We start from the raw sequence: 16,174 nt of genomic DNA on the forward strand, positions 1-16,174 counted from the left end.
GAGGTATGTGCCGCTCGATCAAGACCCTGCGCCCGCCCGCCATCCCCGAGAAGGCCACCGAGGAGGAGATCCGCGCGGCCGCGCTCCAGTACGTACGGAAGGTGTCCGGGTTCCGGGCGCCGGCCGCGCACAACCAGGAGGTCTTCGACGCCGCCGTGGACGCCGTCGCCGAGGCGACGCGGCTGCTGCTGGACGGGGTGCAGGTGCGTGGGCGGGCCGCTGCCGCGGTGTGAGGGTCAGCGGGCCTCCGCCGCGCGGCGGCGCAGCAGCCAGATCCCGGCGCCGAGCGCACCGGCCGCGAGGGTGCCGCCGAGAGCGATCTGGGCCCGGCTCATCGAGTCGACGCTGCCGCCGAGGCCGCCGCGGGCGGCGCCGGGGGAGACCTGGAGGGTGACGGTGACCCGGCGCCCGCCGCACTCGAAGGTGACGGGGTACGAGCCGGGCGTGGCGTCGCTGAAGACGGTGGCCGAGCCGAAGAGGTTGCTGGCGGTGGAGTTGCCCGGGGCCAGTGAGACGGCGTTGAAGACCCGGGAGGACGCCCGGCCGGTCCGGGTGCTGCAGCCGTCGACGTTGAGGCCGACGCGGCCGCCCGGTGCGACGGTGCCGGGGGAGACGGTGGCGGAGGGGGTCGCACCGCCGGCCGGTACGGCGGAGGCGAGCGTGGCGGGTGCGGCGGCTGTGAGGACCAGTGTCGCGGCGGCGACTCCGGTCAGACGATGCCGGATGCGCGTGGGGGGCATGGCGGGATCTCCTCGGGCTCCTCGGAACGGCGCGTCCGGGGCACGGATGTGACGCCGATTCGGTGGCGCGCCGTGTTCTGGACGCTAGAAGCCGGGGCGGCGGGCCGCGATTGCTGCCGGGTGAACGGGTGACCCGGTGGTCCACCCGGCCCATCCTCCGGGGGTTCCTCGGCCGGGGTCAGGCCGTGGCCGCCGGTGTGGCCGGCGGGCGGCGGAGGAGGAAGGCGGCCAGGGAGCCCGCGGCGAACAGGGCGAGCAGAGAGACCGCCGTGCCGAGCCAGGCCGTGCCCAGCCACTGGGTGCCGAAGTAGCCCAGCGCCACGCTGTAGCTCGCCCAGCTCAGGCCCGCCAGGACGGACCACGGCAGGAACTCCGCCACCGGGCGCCGCGTCTTGCCCGCGCCCAGCGAGACCACCGACCGGCCCGCCGGGGCGAAGCGGGCCAGCACCACCAGCAGGCCGCCGCCACGGGCCAATGCCGTGCCGAGGCGTTCGTGGGCCCGGGTCAGGCGGCGGGAGCGGGCGATGGCCCGGTCCAGGCGCGGCCCGCTGTGCCGGGCCAGCCGGAAGGCCGCCATGTCACCCAGCACCGACGCCGAGGCGGCGACCGCCAGCAGCAGGGTCACGTCGGGCACCCGCGCGGCCGTCCCGCCGGCCGCCGCCGCGGCCGCGGCGCCGCTGATCACCAGCACCCCGCTCGGCAGCACGGGCAGGAACACGTCGAGCAGGACCGACACCGCCACCAGGACGTAGATCCACGGGCTCGCGGTCAGCGACCCCATCGTCTCGATCACAGCGGGACTCCCCAGTCCGGAACGCCGCGTGGTCGCGGGGAGGCGGCAGGGGCGGCTTGACAGCCATACAGCGTACGCCCGGCGCCCCCGCGCCGGAGCCCCGCCCTACTCCGCTCCGGTGAGGTCGCGGTCCAGGACCGTCACCAGGCGGGCACCGGGCCGCGACCTGCGGGCCTGGTCGAGCCGGAGCCTGGCCCCGCGCCCCTCCAGGGTCAGTGTCATCAGCTGGTTGCCGAACCACGGGCCGCCCGTACGCCGCCAGCTCAGCGGCGGCCGCCCCGTCCGGCCGTGCCGCGAGAAGCCGCGCCCCAGCCAGCGGCCCAGCCGTGACCAGCCCAGCCGGAAGCCCCATTTCACCACCGGGTGGATGGAGTTGTGCACCGGCGAACAGGTCAGCTGGAAGACCCGCGCCGTACTGGGTATGAGCGGCTCCGCCACGTACGCGTGATGCACGTCCCCGGACAGGACGGCGACGGTCGCCGGAGCCTTCGGGCCCGTCCCGACCTCCTCGATCAGGTCGCTCAGCGCGGCGAAGGAAGCCGGGAACGCCGCCCAGTGCTCCAGGTCGCCGCGCCGCCGCAGGTCCTCCCCGATCCGGGCCCACCGCCCCCCGCGCTCCCCGCGGCAGAGCGCGGCGTTCCACACTTCCGCGTCGTGGATCAGCGGAGGCATCAGCCAGGGCAGGGAGGAGCCGATCAGCAGGTGGTCGTAACCGCCGTGCCCGGACAGGGCGTTCTCCCGGAGCCAGCGCTGCTCCGCAGGATCGAGCATGGCGCGGCCGTCCTCGGCGAGCACCCGGGCGGCCCGGGTGTCGACCATCAGCAGCCGCGTCCGGCCGAAGTCCCGCCGGTAGCTCCAGCGCACCGATGCCGGGTCGGCGTCGGCGGCGGCCGCGAAGGCGCGCAGCGCGTCCGTGCCGTCGGGGGTGGCCCGTACGGCCGCGTACAGGGGGTCCGCCGCGAGCTCGGCGGGGGAGAGGTTGCCCAGGTGCTGGTACACCCAGTACGACATCAGGCCGCTGAGGACCCGCTCCGGCCACCAGGGGGTGGCGCGCATCCCGGCCTGCCAGGAGGCGCTGGTGTTCCAGTCGTCTATGACGTCGTGGTCGTCGAACACCTGCAGGCTGGGGACGGTGGACAGCAGCCAGCGGATCTCCGGGTCGCCCCAGGACTCGTCGTAGAGGCGGGTGTACTCCTCGTAGTCCGCGACCTGGGCGCCCGGGGCCTCGCTCAGGTCCCGGCGGGCCGCCAGCCACCGCCGGGTGTCCTTCGACAGCTGGTCGGCGTAGACCTGGTCGCCGAGCAGCAGTACGAGGTCCGGCCGGGGCTGCGCGGGGTCGGCGGCCAGCCGCGCCGCGAGGGTGTCGAGGGCGTCGGCGCCGTGCGGCCCGCGGCGGCCGGCGGGCGGGGCGGCCTGCCGGCAGGAGCCGAAGGTGATGCGCAGGCCGGGCGCCGGACGGCCGGCCCCGCCCCCCACGGCCGGGGTGGCGATCGTGCTGGGCGGGAAGCGGCCACCCGGCTCGGGCCAGACGGGGAGGCCGTCGAGCAGGACCTCGTACGCCGTGGCCGTGCCGGGCGTCAGACCGGTGACGGGTATCAGGGCGTAGTGGTGGCCGGTGATCTGGAAGGTCCGGGCGCTGCCGCCGGACCCGTCGGCGCACCTGACCTCCGCCGTGCACGGGCGGTCCGCCTCGACCCATAGCGTGGCGGAGCCGCCCGTGTCCCAGTCGACGTAGCGCAGCAGCGGTCCCAGTCGCAGTCCGGCCATCCGACTCCCCCTCCTCGACAGCCCTTTCGATCACGGTACGGGGCGCGGAGGGGGCCCGGCCTCCCCCTCGCGGGGGATGGCGGGGGTGAAAATCCCCGGGAGCGGCGGGGTGTCAGCAGCCGTTCAGGACGTTCACCAGGGCGGTCTTCTCCCCGGCGTCCATGCTCAGCCCCCAGTACTGCTTCACCTGCACCCACGAACGGGCGTACGTACAGCGGTAGGCGGTCCGCGGCGGCAGCCACTTGCCGGGGTCGAGGTCGCCCTTGGCCTGGTTGACGTTGTCCGTGACGGCTATGAGCTGGGGGCGGGTGAGGTCGTTGGCGAACTGCTGGCGCTTGGCGGTGGTCCAGGTGTTGGCGCCCGAACGCCAGGCCTCGGCGAGCGGGACCATGTGGTCGATGTCGACGTCCGAGGCGGCGGTCCAGGTGGCGCCGTCGTACTCGGAGTACCAGCTGCCGCTGACGGCGGCGCAGGAGGAGTCGGTGACGACGTTCACGCCGTCGCGCTTGAGGACCGTCTCGCGGGTGTTGCAGGTGCCGGAGACCGTGATCCAGTGCGGGAACTGGGAGCGGCTGTAGCCGGTGAGGGTGCCCTCGGCCGCCGGCGTGACGGTGGCCAGGTAGGCGCGGGCCTCGGCGGCGCTGATCGGGGTGGGCGGGGAGGCCAGGGCGGCCGGGGCGTTCACGAGGGAGGTGAGGGCGGCGAGCGCGACGGCGGACGCGAGGACGCCGGCGCGCCCGGCGCGGCGGATGCGACGCGCGTAGACGGAGGGCGTGCGGAAGGGCGTGAGGGGCATGAGGGGCTCCCTGGAGCGGGGGGTTGACGGCCGTGCGGCCCCGGCGGGGCGCGGCCATGGTGTCGGCGCCGGATGTCGCGGCGATGGGCGCCAGGTGACAGATTGCCGACATGAGCACGTCACATCAAGAAGATCAACGCCCCGCGCTCAAGGGGAAGTTGAGATTCCGGCCGCGAGGGCGGGGCAGGGTGGGGTCAAGCTCGCATTCCGGGCGCCCGCCCCGGCGGTCGCGGTCGCGTACCCTGGACGGAGCAGAAGGGGAGTAGCTCTTCGCCGGACCGTCGACATACTGCTGGGTCACCCCAGCCGGCGCCCGGAGGCGAGCCGCGTCAGCGGACCGCCAGCGAGACCTTCGGCCGCAGTGTCCTGTCCATGTGACGCGACGCGCGTGGCGCAGCATGCCGATACCGCATGCGCGCGGTGCGCGGTGTGTCGACGTATTCCAGGGCGCCGTCGAGCCGAAGCGACCCCTGATACTCCCCAGGTCTCTCGGTTCCGATGGCGTCCTGCCCGACCGATCGAGGTTTCTCCCCCGTGTTCAGCTTCACCGTGCTGGCGATCGCCTTCGGCGTCGTCTTCCTCGCCGAACTCCCCGACAAGACGGCCCTGGCCGGCCTGATGCTCGGCACCCGCTACCGGGCGTCGTACGTCTTCGTGGGCGTGGCCGCCGCCTTCGCCGTGCACGTCGCGCTCGCCATCGCCGCGGGCAGCGTGCTCACGCTCCTGCCGCACCGGCTCGTCCAGGCCGTCGTCGGCCTTCTCTTCCTCGCGGGCGCGGCCATGCTGCTCCTGAAGAAGAGCGACGAGGAGGAAGAGGTCAAGCCGCCCGCCGACCAGTCCTTCTGGAAGGTCTCCGGCGCCGGCTTCATGCTGATCCTGGTGGCCGAGTTCGGCGACCTGACCCAGATCATGACCGCCAACCTGGCGGCGCGGTACGACAACCCGCTCTCCGTCGGCCTCGGCGCCGTGCTGGCGCTCTGGGCGGTGGCGGGCATCGGCATCCTGGGCGGGCGCACCCTCATGAAGTACGTGCCGCTGCGGCTCATCACCAAGGTCGCGGCGTGCGTCATGGCGGCGCTGGCCGGGTTCTCCCTCTACGAGGCGATCACGGGCTGACGCGTGCCGCGCCCCCGGGCCCCGGCGCGGCCTCCGCGCCGGGGCGGGGGATCATCGCGCCGGCGTGAGGGTGAGCCGGACGGAGCCGTCCCCGGCGGCGCCGACGCGCACCGCGGTGAGGTCGTCGACGTGGACGGTCGGGCCGTGGGCGGCGGCGCGCGGGCCTATGCCGATCACGCGCATGCCGGCCGCCAGGCCCGCCGCGATGCCGGCGCCGGAGTCCTCGAAGACCACGCAGTCGGCCGGGTCCACGCCGAGCTCCGCCGCACCCTTGAGGAAGCCCTCCGGGTCGGGCTTGCTGGCCCCGACGGACTCGGCGGTGACGCGCACGTCCGGCATCGGCAGGGCCGCGGCCGCCATGCGGACCGCGGCCAGGGCGGCGTCGGCGGAGGTGACCAGGGCGTGCGGCAGACGGGCGATGGCCGCCATGAACTCCGGCGCGCCCGCGACCGGCACCACGCCGTCGGTGTCGGCCGTCTCGCGGGCCAGCATCTCGGCGTTCTCCGCGTGGTTGACCTCCATCGGGCGCTCGGGGAGCAGGAGGGCCATGGTGGCGTAGCCCTGCCGGCCGTGGACCACCTTCAGGGCCTCCCGCGGGTCCAGCCCGTGCGACAGCGCCCACTCGCGCCAGCAGCGCTCGACCACCGCGTCGGAGTTGACGAGGGTGCCGTCCATGTCCAGGAGCAGCGCCCTGGCGTTGAGGATGACGTGGGCGGAAGCGGTGCTGGCCGACATCGGCGGGGCTCCAGACGGGGCGGGAGAAGAGAACAAGCGGTTCCGCCCACCGGTCAGGGGGTGCGGGCGGAACCACTTTGTTCCTACACGATACAAAACCCGGGGCGGTGTGCGCCACCGCCCCGGGCGTGAGTCATCCCTCCAGGGCCCGCCGGGTGTCCGGACCGTAGACGCCCCAGGGGTCCCCGTAGACCCCGTACTCCATCTGGAAGTCCGTCACGGCCCGCTCCACGGAGCGGCCGTAGCGGCCGTCGAACCGGCCGTCGTACATCCCCCGGTCCGCCAGCAGCCGCTGGAGCTTCAGCACCTCGGGGCCCGAGTCGCCGGAGCGCAGCGTGGCCGGCTTGGCGGGCGGCGGCGGGGGCGGGGCGACGGGCTTGGTCGCGCGGGGCGGGCTCGCGGAGGGGGACGGCGACGGCGGGGCGGACGTACGGGAGGGGCTCGGGGAGGCGGACGCGGAGGCCGAGCGGGAGGCGCCGGCCGAGGGGGACGGCGAAGCCGGGGCGGAGGGGCTCTCCGCGGGGCCGGACGGGTTCTGTGACGGGCCCGCCGGCGCCCCGCCCGTCACCGGGACCGACGGTTTGGGGTCGGCCAGGGCGGTGTCGTCCTTCCCGGAGCCCGTGAACAGGCCGATCGCCAGCGCCGCCACCCCGGCCGCCACCACGGCGCCCGCCACGGCCGGCACCGGGACCGCGCGCCGCCGCTTCGGCCGCCCGGCCCCCGGCCGGAGCCCCTGCGCGGGCACGGCCCGCAGCCGCATCGTCCCGTCGGACGCCCCCGGCCCGGACGCCCCCGGCCCGGAAGCCCCCGGCCCGGCGGACCGGGGCGCCGCCGGCACGGGCGGCATCACGGTGGTCGGCGCGCCGTCGCCCTGGACGGGCCACGCCGCCGGGTCGGCGGGGACGGGTGGGATCACGGTGGTCGCGGCGTCCTCGCCCTGGCCGGGCCACGCCGCCGGGTCGGCGGGGACCGGCGGGAGCATGGTCGTCGGGGCCTCGGCAGGGGCGTCGGACCATGCCGCTCCGGTGGGCGGGGGCGGGGGTATGGGCGGCATCGCCGTCGTCGGGGCCCCGTCGGCCTCGGGCGGGAGCGTCGGGAAGGGGGTGCCGGCGGCGGGGCCGGGCTGGGCCACGGCACCCAGGACCGGCTGGGGCGGTGGGGCCGCGACCGTCCCCTCGGCGTCGGGCACGCCCATGTACGGGCGGATCCGCAACGGGTTGAACCCCACGCCCCGCGCGCACGCGCAGTCGGCGCCCGCGGCGCCGCATTCCGGACAGCGCTCAGCGCTCACTGATAACCCCTCCCCTGGACACTGCGAGCGATTATGCAGACCCCTTCGGCCCCACCCAACCCTTCCGAGAGGCCATAACGGGACGGACCGCTCAGGATGGAGGTGTCGATCAGGCGTGAGGAGGAGCCGATGGCTCAGGATGTGACCGCGTCGCCAGTGAACCCCGCCCAGGGCGCAGAACACGCCTCGCGCGAGGTTCTCGTCTCGATCGGGGCCCTGTTGCTGGGCCTGCTGATCGCCGCACTCGACCAGACCATCGTCTCCACCGCCCTCCCCACGATCGTGAGCGAGCTCGGCGGCATGGAGCACCTGTCCTGGGTGGTCACCGCCTACATGCTGGCGTCCACCGCCGCCACGCCCCTGTGGGGCAAGCTCGGCGACCAGTACGGGCGCAAGAAGCTGTTCCAGTACGCCATCGTCATCTTCCTCATCGGCTCCGCGCTCTGCGGCCTCGCCCAGGACATGCCGCAGCTGATCGGCTTCCGCGCCCTCCAGGGCCTGGGCGGCGGCGGGCTGATGGTGCTGTCGATGGCGATCGTCGGAGACATCGTCCCGCCCCGCGAACGCGGCAAGTACCAGGGCCTCTTCGGTGCCGTCTTCGGCGCGACCAGCGTGCTCGGACCCCTGCTGGGCGGCCTGTTCGTGGACCATCTCTCCTGGCGCTGGGTCTTCTACATCAACCTCCCCATCGGTCTCGTCGCCCTCGTCGTCATCGCGGCGGCCCTGCGGATCCCGGCCCGTCCCTCCCGGCACACCATCGACTACCTCGGCACCGTCCTGATCGCCGGCGTCGCCACCTGCCTCGTCCTCGTCGCCTCCCTCGGCGGCAGCTGGGGCTGGGGCTCGGCCCGGATCGTGGGCCTCGCCGTCCTCGGCGCCGTCCTCCTCGTCGCCTTCCTGTCCGTCGAGCGGCGGGCCGCCGAACCCGTCCTGCCGCTCAAGCTGTTCCGGATCCGCACCTTCACCCTCTGCTCGGTGATCAGCTTCATCGTCGGCTTCGCCATGTTCGGCGCGATGGTCTACCTGCCGACCTTCCTCCAGGTCGTCCGGGGCGTCTCCCCGACCATGTCGGGCGTCCACATGCTGCCGATGGTGCTCGGCCTGCTGATCGCCTCCACCGCCTCCGGGCAGATCGTCAGCCGCACCGGGCGCTGGAAGGTCTTCCCCCTCGCCGGCACCGCCGTCACCGCCGTCGGACTGCTCCTCCTGCACCAGTTGCGGCGCACCAGCTCCGACCTGGAGATGAGCGCCTACTTCTTCGTCTTCGGCGCCGGCCTCGGCCTGGTCATGCAGGTGCTCGTCCTGGTGGTGCAGAACGCCGTCAGCTACGCCGACCTCGGTGTCGCCACCTCCGGTGCCACCTTCTTCCGGTCCATCGGCGCCTCCTTCGGCGTCGCCATCTTCGGCACGGTCTTCACCAGCCGGCTCGGCGAGAAGCTCACCCGCACTCTCGCCGGCGTCCCGCTCCCGCCCGCGGCGAGCGCGGAACGCATCGAGGCGGACCCCCGGGCCATCGGCGCCCTCCCGGCCGCCGTGCGGCCCCGGGTGCTGGACGCCTACTCCAGCGCCATCACCGACGTCTTCCTCTACGCGGTGCCCCTGGTCCTGCTCGCGTTCGTGATCGCCTGGTTCCTCAAGGAGGACAAGCTGCGCGGCTCCGTCACCGCACCCGATGTGACGGAGACCCTCGCCTCCAACCCCGTCCAGCGCTCCTCACACGACGAGGTGGCGCGCGCCCTGTCGGTGCTCGGCACCCGTGAGGGCCGCGTCCACGTCTACGAGAAGATCACCGCCAGGGCGGGTTACGACCTGCTGCCCGCCGCGAGCTGGATCCTGCTGCGGATCAAGAAGTACGGCTCGGTCGATCCGGCCCTGCTCGCCGAACGCACCGCCGTCCCGCTCAAGGCCGTCACCGACGCCGCCCGCCAAGTCGAGGAGCGCGGGCTCGCCGTCCGGGAGGGGCTCTCGCTCGTCCTGACCGACCGCGGCCGCGAGTCCGCGGACCGCCTGGCCGCGGCCCGGCAGGAATCCCTCGCCGAGCTCCTCGGCGACTGGTGGGGCCCGGAACGCCCCACCGACCTCGTCAAGCTGGTCGAGGAGCTCAGCCGGGAGCTGTGCGGATCCGACGCGGAGGAGCCGTACGCGGCCCTGCCGCGCCGCGACCACGCGGCGCGCTGACGGGCGGGGGCGCGAGGAGGAGCGGGCCGGGCGCGAGGGGGAGCGGGCCGGGCGCGAGGAGGAGCGGGGCCGGATCAGACCAGCGGCTTCTCGAACCAGTGCTGGGCGTACGGGCCGGAGTTGTACGCCGGTATCTCCCGGTACCCGTGACGCGCGTAGAGGGCGCGCGCCTCCACGAGGTCGGTCCGGGTGTCCAGCCGCACCCGCACGGCTCCCAGCGCACGCGCCTCGTCCTCCAGTACGGCCAGCAGGGCCGCCCCGCCGCCCGTGCCCCGGGCGCCGCCGTCGACGTAGACCCGCGTGAGTTCCGCGGTGGTCGGGTCGAGGAGCCGTATGCCGCCGCAGGCCAGGGGCCGCCCGTCGAGCCGGCCGACGACGAACTGCCCGGTCGGCGGCCGGAGCTCGTCGGCCGGGAAGTCCAGCATCCCCTGGTCGATCTCCGCCTCCGTGACGGACCGCTTCCAGTACCGCCCGGCGACCTCCGCGTAGTACGCGCGCCGCAGGGCGGTGGCGTCGGCCGTCGTGAACGGCTCCGGCGCGACGACCCAGCCGGAGGCGCCGGCCCGGCCCGTCACAGTGTCCGCACTGCCCGCCATGGTGATCTGAGTGGTCGGATTCCTGTCCATGCCGCCATTGTGGAGGCCCGCCCCCGTCCCCCGCGTGGAATATCCACAGGCACGGGCCGATGATGAGAAAAGGCGAAAATCCCACGAATGAAGGGTGGACGGTCATGTCGGAGCATCCGGACTGTGCCCTGATCCGCCGCGGCTACGAGGCCTTCGGCAAGGGCGACATGGAGACCCTGGGCGGCCTGATGACGGCTGACGTCATCCACCACGTGCCCGGCACCAGCCCCCTGTCCGGTCACCACAAGGGGCGGGAAGCGGTCCTCGACCTCTACCGCCGCATGGGAGAGGAGACCGGCGGCACCTTCAGGGTCACCCTGGAGCGCGTCCTGGTCGACGGCCGGGGCCACGCGATGTCCTTCCACACCGCCATGGCGGACCGCGGCGACCGGGGCATCGAGATCCACGAGGGACTCTTCTTCACCATCGTCGGCGGCAAGATCACCGACATCGACCAGTGCACCCAGGACATCGACGAGAGCGACGCCTTCTGGAGCTGAGCGCCCGGAAGCCGCAGCGGAGGGGCCCGGGGCGCGCACGCCCCGGGCCCTTCCGCCCGTCCCCCGTCCTCACGCCTTCTTCGGCGCCGCCTGCTGCACGACCTCGAACGACCACACCTGCGACCCCGAGGCCGCCGGCTTCGGCCGGTCCCCGCCGCCCTGGTGCGCCGCCTTCATCGGACCCTCCATCCACGCCTGGAAGTCCTCCTCGGAACGCCAGCGCGTGTACACGAGGTACTGGTCCGTGCCCTCGACCGGCCGCAGCAGCTCGAACCACTCGAACCCGTCCGAGTTCTCCACGGCGCCCGCCCGCGAGGCGAACCGCTGCTCCAGCACCTCCCGCTGCTCGTCGGGAACCGTCAGGGCGTTGATCTTCACGATGCTCATGCCGCCATCCTAGGGATCCCGCGGGGGATATCGTCGTCCCGGTAGTGATCCCCAGTGAGGACGGCGAGGCGTGGCTGACGCGGCGGAGCACGGCGGTGCCAACGGACATGCCGGGGTCATAGGCGGTAGCGGCAGACTCGGGGCGGCGCGCCTCCTGCTGTGGGCGCTCGCGGGGGTGCTCGCCGTCCGACAGGCCGCCTCCGTCCTGCGCGTGCCCCCGGGCGAGTGGTTCGGCGACCTCCACCTCTCGGCGAGCACCGCCGCGCCCGGAACCCTCTACGACGCCGGGCAGTTCACCGGTACCCCCTTCGCCGGCCTGGTCCTCAAGCCCCTGGCCGGCCTCGCCGCGCCCTCCTCCCTGGAGGTGGCCTGGACCTGCCTGACGCTGCTGCTCGTGGCCGCCGTCGGGGTGGTCGCCGCACGCGGGCTGCCCGACCCGGTGCCGCGCCGCACCGCACTGCTCGCGGCCCCCGTGCTGGTCGCCCTGATGATGGTCTCCCTGCCCGTCCGCGCCACCGCCTTCCCGGGCCAGACCGCCGTCCTGCCCGTCCTGCTGGTGCTGCTCGCCTTCTTCCGGGTGCCCGGCGGCAGACCGGCCGGCTTCCTCGTCGGCCTCGCCGCCGCCCTCCAGCCGGCCCTCCTGCTCTTTGCCCCGCTGCTGTGGCTGACCGGCCGCCGCCCCACCGCCCGCGCCGCCGCCGCGACCTTCGCCGCGGCCACCGCGCTGGCCTGGGGCGCCCTGCCGCGCGACTCGTGGACGTACTGGATCCACCACCTCGCCGGCACCGGACTCGGCGGCTCCCCCGACGGCCTGGCCAACCAGTCCGTCCACGGAGCCCTGCTGCGCTTCGGCCTCACCGGCCCCGCCGAGATCCTCCTGTACGCCGCCCTCGCGGCCGCGGTCATCCGGGCCGCGCTGCGGCGCGCCGCCCGCTACGCCCGCGACGGCCAGCTGCTGCTCGCCGTCGCCGTCACCGGCTGCGCGGCCGTCGCCGTCTCCCCGACCGGCTGGCGCCACCAACTGCTGTGGGTGCTGCTCGCGGTGGCCGGCAAGGTGGGGGAGCGGGCCGCCGACCGGCGCGTGTGGCCGGTGGCCGTGGTCCTGGCCATCACCCTGCCGAGCGCGGTCCTGCTGCCCAACATGGCCGCGCTGGCCCCCGTACGGGACAACGTGCCGCTCCTCGCGGCCGTGGCTGCGGCCTGCGCCGTGCCGTTCCTGCCGCGTTCCTCCCCGTACTGGCGCGAGCCCGTCCCCACCCTCTACGGGCACCCCGCCGCCGCCCGCTGGGCGCGGATCCCGCTGCTGCCGTTCTGGCGGCGTGCGCTGTCGCGCCCCAACCTGCTGCTGGAACTCCTGCTGATACGGGTCGGCTACTCGATCTACTCGCACATCCGCGCCGCGGCCCCCGCGAGCCGCTCCCTCGCCGAGCGCAACGGGAGCCGGATCCTCGGCATCGAGCGGTACCTCGGCATCGACATCGAGCGCGCCGTGAACCGGGCCGTGGTCGACGCGCCGTGGCTGGAGGCGTTCTTCGACTTCTACTACTCCTCCTTCCACTTCGTGGTGCCGCTCGCGATCCTCGCCGTCCTCTACCGGCGCCGCCCCGCCGACTACCGCTGGGCGCGGGCCTCGCTGGGCCTGGCGACCGTCATCGCGCTGGCCGGGTTCTGGCTGTTCCCGCTCGCGCCGCCGCGGCTCATGCCGGGCCTCGGCTTCGTCGACACGGTGCACGGGGCGCAGGACCTGGCGAACCCCTCGTACGGGGCGATGACCGCGATCTCCAACCAGTACGCGGCGATGCCCTCGCTGCACTTCGGCTGGTCGCTGTGGTGCGGGATCGTGGTGGTCGTGCTGGCGCCGAAGGGCTGGCAGAAGCTGCTGGGCGCGCTGCACCCGCTGTTCACGGTGTGCGCGATCGTGGCCACCGCCAACCACTGGGTGCTGGACGCGGTCGGCGGGGCGGCCGTCGTCGGCGCGGGCTTCGGCCTGGTCCACGTCCTGTCGGGGCCGCGCGGGCTGCGGGTGAGCCTGCCCGTGCAGCGCCGGACGGCGGCGGGGGAGCCCGAACGGGTGACGGCCGCGCGGCGGTAGGGCCCGGGGTCGGGCGGCGGTCGGGGGTTGCGGGCTGACGGCCCCGCAGGCCGAAGGGGCGCCGGGGCGCGTCGGCCCCGGCGCCCCTTCGGTGGATCGCCGCGTGCTGTAAGGATCGGCCCACTTCCCGGGTTCCGCCACTCGGGCGGCCGTCCGGTGCGGCCGGTCCGGCGGACGGCAGGGGCCGGGGCGTGGGAGATGACGGCCCCCGCCGTCCTGGGTCACGGGTCAACCGGCGCTGACCCGGAGCTCCTTGATGCCGTTGAGCCACGCCGCCCGAAGCCGTCGCGGGCCGCCGCCCCCGGGGGCGAGCCGCAGGTCGGGCAGGGTGTCGGCGAGGGCGTTGAAGATCAGGTCGATCTCCATGACGGCCAGGGACTTGCCGAGGCAGAAGTGCGGGCCCCCGCCGCCGAAGCCGAGGTGCGGGTTGGGGTCGCGGGTGATGTCGAAGACCTCCGGGTCCGAGAAGACCTCCGGGTCGTGGTTGGCGGAGGAGTAGAACATCCCCACCCGGTCGCCCGCCTTGATCTTCTGCCCGCCCAGCTCGGTGTCCTGGGTGGCGGTGCGCTGGAAGGAGACCACGGGCGTGGCCCAGCGCACGATCTCCTCCGCTGCCGTCGAAGGCCGGGTCGCCTTGTAGAGCTCCCACTGCTCGGGGTGGGTGAGGAAGGCGTGCATGCCGTGGCTGATGGCGTTGCGGGTGGTCTCGTTGCCGGCGACGGCCAGCAGCAGCACGAAGAAGCCGAACTCGTCGGAGCGCAGGTTGCCCTCGCCCTCGGCCGCCACCAGCTGGGTGACGATGTCCTTGGCCGGGCACTCCTTGCGTTCGGCGGCCAGGTTCATCGCGTACCCGATGAGTTCGACGGCCGCGTTGGCGCCGACCTCCTCGGTGATCGCGTACTCCGGGTCGTCGTACGCGACCATCTTGTTCGACCAGTCGAAGATCCTGGCCCGGTCCCGCTGCGGTACGCCGATCAGCTCGGCGATGGCCTGGAGGGGGAGTTCGCAGGCGACCCGGGTGACGAAGTCGAAGCTGTCGTCCCCCGACGCCGCCCGCGCCTCCTCGACGATCGTGCGGGCCCGGTCGCGCAGGGCCTGCTCCAGGCCGCGGATGGCGCGCGGGGTGAAGCCGCGCTGCACGATCTGCCGTACGCGGGTGTGTTCCGGGGGGTCCATGTTCAGCATGATCAGGCGCTGGGCCTCGATCTGCTCGCGCTGGACGTGCGCGTTGAAGCGGATGATCGCCGTGTTGGTGGTGGAGGAGAACAACTCCGGGTGCGTGGAGACGTACTTGACGTCCGCGTGCCGGGTGACGGCCCAGTAGCCCTCGTCGTCGAACCCGGTGACGCCGCGGGGCTGGGCGCACCACCACACGGGAGCGGTCTGCCGCAGCCGCGCGAACTCCGGGAGCGGCACCCGTTCCCGCAGGAGGTCGGGGTCGGTGGCGTCGAAGCCTTCGGGCAGCGCGGGACAGGACATCGGGCGGCTCCAAGGTCTGACAAAAGGCCTGACGATCCATCAGAAGCTGGCTTGAAGGTAGTAACGAGTTCTAGAAGTGACAAGGGCCTCCGCGTCAACTGTTGCGTGTGGAATCCGTGGAGGGGGCGTGCAAGACCCTTGCGTGGCAGGGGTTCGGGTCATAAGACTGCGGTAGATAACTAGAACGCGTACTAGTTCGAGCGTGTGGGCCGCCGGGGCGGCCCGTCATGCAGGCGCTGTGCAGAGTGTGCAGGAGAGGACGAGCTCATGGCCGCGGAACCCGTCATCGTCGAAGCCGTACGCACGCCCATCGGGAAACGCGGGGGCGCCCTGGCCAATCTCCATCCCGCCTACCTGCTCGGCGAGACCTACCGCGAACTCCTCGCCCGTACCGGAATCCAGCCCGACTGCGTCGAGCAGATCGTCGGCGGCACCGTCACGCACGCCGGCGAGCAGTCCATGAACCCCGCCCGCAACGCCTGGCTCGCCATGGGGCTCCCGTACGAGACCGCCGCCACCACCGTCGACTGCCAGTGCGGCAGCTCCCAGCAGGCCAACCACATGGTGGCCAACATGGTCTCCGGCGGGGTCATCGACATCGGCATCGCCTGCGGCGTCGAGGCCATGAGCCGGGTGCCGCTCGGCTCCGGCTCCAAGCACGGCCCCGGCAAGCCCTTCCCGGACGAGTGGAACGTCGACCTCCCCAACCAGTTCGAGGCGGCCGAGCGGATCGCCCGCCACCGCGGCCTGACCCGCGAGGACGTCGACCGACTCGGCGTCCTCTCGCAGGAGCGGGCCGCCACCGCCTGGGCCGAGGAGCGCTTCAAGCGCGAGACCTTCGCCGTCCAGGTCCCGACGACCGAGGAGGAACAGGCCGCCGGGCAGGGCATGTGGCGGCTGGTCGACCGGGACGAGGGCCTGCGCGACACCAGCATGGAGGGCCTGGCCCGGCTCAAGCCGGTCATGCCGACGGCCGTGCACACCGCCGGGAACTCCTCCCAGATATCCGACGGCGCCGCCGCCGTGATGTGGGCCTCGCGCAAGATGGCCCGCGCCCTCAAGCTCAAGCCGCGCGCCCGCGTCGTCGCCCAGGCCCTGGTCGGCGCCGACCCGCACTTCCACCTCGACGGGCCCATCGACGCGACGCGGGCCGTCCTCGGCAAGGCCGGGATGTCCCTCAGGGACATCGACCTCGTCGAGATCAACGAGGCCTTCGCGTCGGTGGTCCTCAGCTGGGCCCAGGTCTTCGGACAGGACCTGGAGAAGGTCAACGTCAACGGCGGTGCCATCGCCCTCGGCCACCCCGTCGGCGCCACCGGCGCCCGGCTGATCACCACCGCGCTCCACGAGCTGGAGCGGCGCGACAAGGAGTTCGCGCTGATCACCATGTGCGCGGGCGGCGCACTGGCGACCGGCACGATCATCCAGCGCCTCTGAGCGCGCCGCGCGCGCCGGAGCGCGCCCACCGAACCCCGTGGGATGGGATGCGAGAGGCCCCGGTGGCCGGACCTGGGGAGGCCGGCCACCGGGGCCCTCGTGTGTCTGCTGTGCTGCGGTCCGCTGTGCTGCCGTGGGTGGCTGCCGTGGGCGGCTTAGTACCAGTGGTTGGCCTGCCAGAAGTTCCAGGCGCCGACCGGGCTGCCGTAGCGGTCGTTCATGTAGTCCAGGCCCCAC

General features: G+C 73.8%; 16 protein-coding genes. 6 read left to right on the forward strand and 10 right to left on the reverse strand.

The window, feature by feature from the left end; genetic code table 11:
* Window positions 1-5: 5 nt before the first annotated feature.
* Complete coding sequence (locus ACZ5NJ_RS36510; RefSeq protein ID WP_079426589.1) at window positions 6-233, forward strand: DUF2277 domain-containing protein; 228 nt, start codon at window positions 6-8, stop codon at window positions 231-233.
* A 3-nt stretch (window positions 234-236) separates the two neighbouring features.
* Here the strand turns inward: ACZ5NJ_RS36510 and ACZ5NJ_RS36515 are convergent, their stop codons facing one another.
* From ACZ5NJ_RS36515 to ACZ5NJ_RS36530, 4 genes are all read right to left on the reverse strand, one after another.
* Entirely contained in the window at window positions 237-740 is a 504-nt protein-coding gene (locus tag ACZ5NJ_RS36515) for a hypothetical protein (RefSeq protein ID WP_468770901.1), read from the reverse strand.
* A 178-nt stretch (window positions 741-918) separates the two neighbouring features.
* On the reverse strand, window positions 919-1,533 hold the full coding sequence (locus tag ACZ5NJ_RS36520; protein ID WP_468770903.1) for a DedA family protein: 615 nt from the start codon (window positions 1,531-1,533) through the stop codon (window positions 919-921).
* Between the two features lie 105 nt (window positions 1,534-1,638).
* Window positions 1,639-3,300 (reverse strand): alkaline phosphatase D family protein, encoded by a 1,662-nt coding sequence (locus tag ACZ5NJ_RS36525; RefSeq protein WP_468770904.1) that lies wholly within the window; start codon window positions 3,298-3,300, stop codon window positions 1,639-1,641.
* Window positions 3,301-3,412: 112 nt separating this feature from the next.
* A complete protein-coding gene (locus ACZ5NJ_RS36530; RefSeq protein ID WP_468770906.1) occupies window positions 3,413-4,096 on the reverse strand; it encodes a GmrSD restriction endonuclease domain-containing protein in 684 nt (227 codons plus the stop codon).
* A gap of 534 nt (window positions 4,097-4,630) precedes the next feature.
* On the opposite strand from ACZ5NJ_RS36530, the gene ACZ5NJ_RS36535 reads away from it, so the two are divergent.
* Window positions 4,631-5,212, forward strand: a complete 582-nt coding sequence (locus ACZ5NJ_RS36535) for a TMEM165/GDT1 family protein (RefSeq protein WP_468770908.1) — start codon at window positions 4,631-4,633, stop codon at window positions 5,210-5,212.
* 51 nt (window positions 5,213-5,263) lie between these two features.
* Here the strand turns inward: ACZ5NJ_RS36535 and ACZ5NJ_RS36540 are convergent, their stop codons facing one another.
* Window positions 5,264-5,947, reverse strand: a complete 684-nt coding sequence (locus ACZ5NJ_RS36540; RefSeq protein ID WP_468770910.1) for an HAD-IA family hydrolase — start codon at window positions 5,945-5,947, stop codon at window positions 5,264-5,266.
* A gap of 133 nt (window positions 5,948-6,080) precedes the next feature.
* Window positions 6,081-7,238: a peptidoglycan-binding domain-containing protein gene (locus tag ACZ5NJ_RS36545; protein WP_468770912.1), complete on the reverse strand. Its 1,158-nt coding sequence runs from the start codon at window positions 7,236-7,238 to the stop codon at window positions 6,081-6,083.
* A 129-nt stretch (window positions 7,239-7,367) separates the two neighbouring features.
* On the opposite strand from ACZ5NJ_RS36545, the gene ACZ5NJ_RS36550 reads away from it, so the two are divergent.
* Window positions 7,368-9,416, forward strand: coding sequence for a DHA2 family efflux MFS transporter permease subunit (locus tag ACZ5NJ_RS36550; protein ID WP_468770914.1), 2,049 nt, complete (start codon window positions 7,368-7,370; stop codon window positions 9,414-9,416).
* A gap of 74 nt (window positions 9,417-9,490) precedes the next feature.
* On the opposite strand, the gene ACZ5NJ_RS36555 is transcribed toward ACZ5NJ_RS36550, so the two are convergent.
* Window positions 9,491-10,012 (reverse strand): GNAT family N-acetyltransferase, encoded by a 522-nt coding sequence (locus tag ACZ5NJ_RS36555; RefSeq protein WP_468770932.1) that lies wholly within the window; start codon window positions 10,010-10,012, stop codon window positions 9,491-9,493.
* Window positions 10,013-10,146: 134 nt separating this feature from the next.
* Between ACZ5NJ_RS36555 and ACZ5NJ_RS36560 the strand changes: the two genes are divergently transcribed.
* Window positions 10,147-10,542, forward strand: a complete 396-nt coding sequence (locus ACZ5NJ_RS36560) for a nuclear transport factor 2 family protein (protein ID WP_468770916.1) — start codon at window positions 10,147-10,149, stop codon at window positions 10,540-10,542.
* 69 nt (window positions 10,543-10,611) lie between these two features.
* On the opposite strand, the gene ACZ5NJ_RS36565 is transcribed toward ACZ5NJ_RS36560, so the two are convergent.
* Window positions 10,612-10,929 (reverse strand): antibiotic biosynthesis monooxygenase family protein, encoded by a 318-nt coding sequence (locus ACZ5NJ_RS36565; RefSeq protein ID WP_468770918.1) that lies wholly within the window; start codon window positions 10,927-10,929, stop codon window positions 10,612-10,614.
* A 70-nt stretch (window positions 10,930-10,999) separates the two neighbouring features.
* Here ACZ5NJ_RS36565 and ACZ5NJ_RS36570 point away from each other — a divergent pair, with 70 nt between their 5' ends.
* The gene (locus ACZ5NJ_RS36570; RefSeq protein WP_468770920.1) at window positions 11,000-13,021 is read left to right on the forward strand and encodes a phosphatase PAP2 family protein; all 2,022 of its coding nucleotides are present in this window, start codon (window positions 11,000-11,002) and stop codon (window positions 13,019-13,021) included.
* Between the two features lie 228 nt (window positions 13,022-13,249).
* Here the strand turns inward: ACZ5NJ_RS36570 and ACZ5NJ_RS36575 are convergent, their stop codons facing one another.
* Entirely contained in the window at window positions 13,250-14,500 is a 1,251-nt protein-coding gene (locus ACZ5NJ_RS36575) for a cytochrome P450 (protein ID WP_468770921.1), read from the reverse strand.
* Window positions 14,501-14,767: 267 nt separating this feature from the next.
* Between ACZ5NJ_RS36575 and ACZ5NJ_RS36580 the strand changes: the two genes are divergently transcribed.
* A complete protein-coding gene (locus tag ACZ5NJ_RS36580) occupies window positions 14,768-15,937 on the forward strand; it encodes a steroid 3-ketoacyl-CoA thiolase (protein ID WP_468770923.1) in 1,170 nt (389 codons plus the stop codon).
* 155 nt (window positions 15,938-16,092) lie between these two features.
* On the opposite strand, the gene ACZ5NJ_RS36585 is transcribed toward ACZ5NJ_RS36580, so the two are convergent.
* On the reverse strand, window positions 16,093-16,174 hold an 82-nt coding region (locus ACZ5NJ_RS36585; protein WP_450619489.1), incomplete at its 5' end, for an aggregation-promoting factor C-terminal-like domain-containing protein.

The organism is Streptomyces sp. NPDC032091 (assembly GCF_055580265.1).

Excerpts from the sequence above, each read along its gene's own strand:
- ACZ5NJ_RS36510 (WP_079426589.1), top strand. The coding sequence starts at position 6 with ATGTGCCGCTCGATCAAGACCCTGCGCCCGCCCGCCATCCCCGAGAAG.
- ACZ5NJ_RS36560 (WP_468770916.1), top strand. The coding sequence starts at position 10,147 with ATGTCGGAGCATCCGGACTGTGCCCTGATCCGCCGCGGCTACGAGGCC.
- ACZ5NJ_RS36530 (WP_468770906.1), bottom strand. The coding sequence starts at position 4,096 with ATGCCCCTCACGCCCTTCCGCACGCCCTCCGTCTACGCGCGTCGCATC.
- ACZ5NJ_RS36580 (WP_468770923.1), top strand. The coding sequence starts at position 14,768 with ATGGCCGCGGAACCCGTCATCGTCGAAGCCGTACGCACGCCCATCGGG.
- ACZ5NJ_RS36540 (WP_468770910.1), bottom strand. The coding sequence starts at position 5,947 with ATGTCGGCCAGCACCGCTTCCGCCCACGTCATCCTCAACGCCAGGGCG.
- ACZ5NJ_RS36575 (WP_468770921.1), bottom strand. The coding sequence starts at position 14,500 with ATGTCCTGTCCCGCGCTGCCCGAAGGCTTCGACGCCACCGACCCCGAC.
- ACZ5NJ_RS36525 (WP_468770904.1), bottom strand. The coding sequence starts at position 3,300 with ATGGCCGGACTGCGACTGGGACCGCTGCTGCGCTACGTCGACTGGGAC.
- ACZ5NJ_RS36550 (WP_468770914.1), top strand. The coding sequence starts at position 7,368 with ATGGCTCAGGATGTGACCGCGTCGCCAGTGAACCCCGCCCAGGGCGCA.
- ACZ5NJ_RS36515 (WP_468770901.1), bottom strand. The coding sequence starts at position 740 with ATGCCCCCCACGCGCATCCGGCATCGTCTGACCGGAGTCGCCGCCGCG.
- ACZ5NJ_RS36555 (WP_468770932.1), bottom strand. The coding sequence starts at position 10,012 with ATGGCGGGCAGTGCGGACACTGTGACGGGCCGGGCCGGCGCCTCCGGC.
- ACZ5NJ_RS36565 (WP_468770918.1), bottom strand. The coding sequence starts at position 10,929 with ATGAGCATCGTGAAGATCAACGCCCTGACGGTTCCCGACGAGCAGCGG.